General features: G+C 45.9%; 2 protein-coding genes. Both read left to right on the top strand.

What is annotated here, in order from left to right:
• Nucleotides 1-623, top strand: a 623-nt coding sequence (gene gshB, locus R7E47_RS25080) for a glutathione synthase (protein ID WP_318085492.1), incomplete at its 5' end; no start/stop codon positions are given.
• Between the two features lie 113 nt (nt 624-736).
• The coding region (locus R7E47_RS25075) for a YqgE/AlgH family protein (protein WP_318085491.1) at nt 737-1,097 on the top strand (361 nt) is incomplete at its 3' end.

Below are 1,097 nucleotides of genomic sequence, written 5' to 3'. Positions count from 1 at the left end.
CATTGATCGTTAACAAACCTCAAAGCCTACGCGACTGCAACGAAAAACTGTTTACCGCTTGGTTCCCAGAACTTACGCCAACCACAATCGTGACACGCAAAGCAGAAAAAATTAAAGCCTTCCGTGAAGAGCACGGCGATGTGATCCTAAAACCTCTTGATGGTATGGGCGGCGCTTCAATTTTCCGCGTAAAAGAAAACGATCCAAACGTGTCGGTGATCATCGAGACGCTGACTAACCATGGTCAAAACTACGCGATGGCGCAAACCTTCGTGCCAGACATCAGCAATGGTGATAAGCGTATTCTTGTTGTTGACGGTGAACCGATGCCTTACTGTCTTGCGCGTATTCCTGCTAAAGGCGAAACGCGCGGTAACCTAGCTGCTGGTGGTACTGGTGAAGCTCGTCCGCTAAGCGAAACAGATATGAAGATTGCTCAAGCTGTTGCTCCGACTCTAAAAGAAACAGGTCTTCTCTTTGTTGGTCTTGATGTGATTGGCGACAAGCTAACTGAAATCAACGTGACTAGCCCAACTTGTATTCGTGAAATCGAAGCGGCATTCAACATTTCTATCACTGGCAAACTGATGGATGCCATTGAACGTCGTGTGAAAGGCGAATAACTGAATTTATAGTACAGTTATAGTAGAGAACCAGACATTATCTTAAGCAAACTCATGCACATAGTCGCGAGTTTGCTTAAGTGCATTTACGAGTCTTAAAGGTCGGTATGAGAATGAACCTCACAAACCATTTTTTAGTAGCCATGCCTGGAATGAAAGATCCGTATTTCCAGAATAGCGTTATCTACGTTTGTGAACATAACGAAGAAGGCGCTATGGGCCTGATGATCAACGCGCCTGTTGATATCACCGTAGGCAACATGCTCAAGCAAGTTGACGTGCAGCCTGTTCACCCGCGCCTGTTTGAAGCCAGCTTAGATAGACCCGTCTACAATGGCGGTCCAATCTCAGAAGACCGTGGTTTTATTCTACATAAACCGAAAGATTACTATGAATCCAGCATTCAAATGACCGATGACCTTGCTGTCACCACTTCGCGAGATATTCTTTCCGTATTGGGGACAGAGGCAGAGC

The sequence above is a fragment of the Vibrio sp. Vb1026 genome (assembly GCF_033338745.1).
Lineage (GTDB): Bacteria > Pseudomonadota > Gammaproteobacteria > Enterobacterales > Vibrionaceae > Vibrio > Vibrio alginolyticus.
The sequence above is the reverse complement of the archived record's forward strand: the minus strand, read 5'-3'. Positions and strand labels throughout refer to the sequence as shown.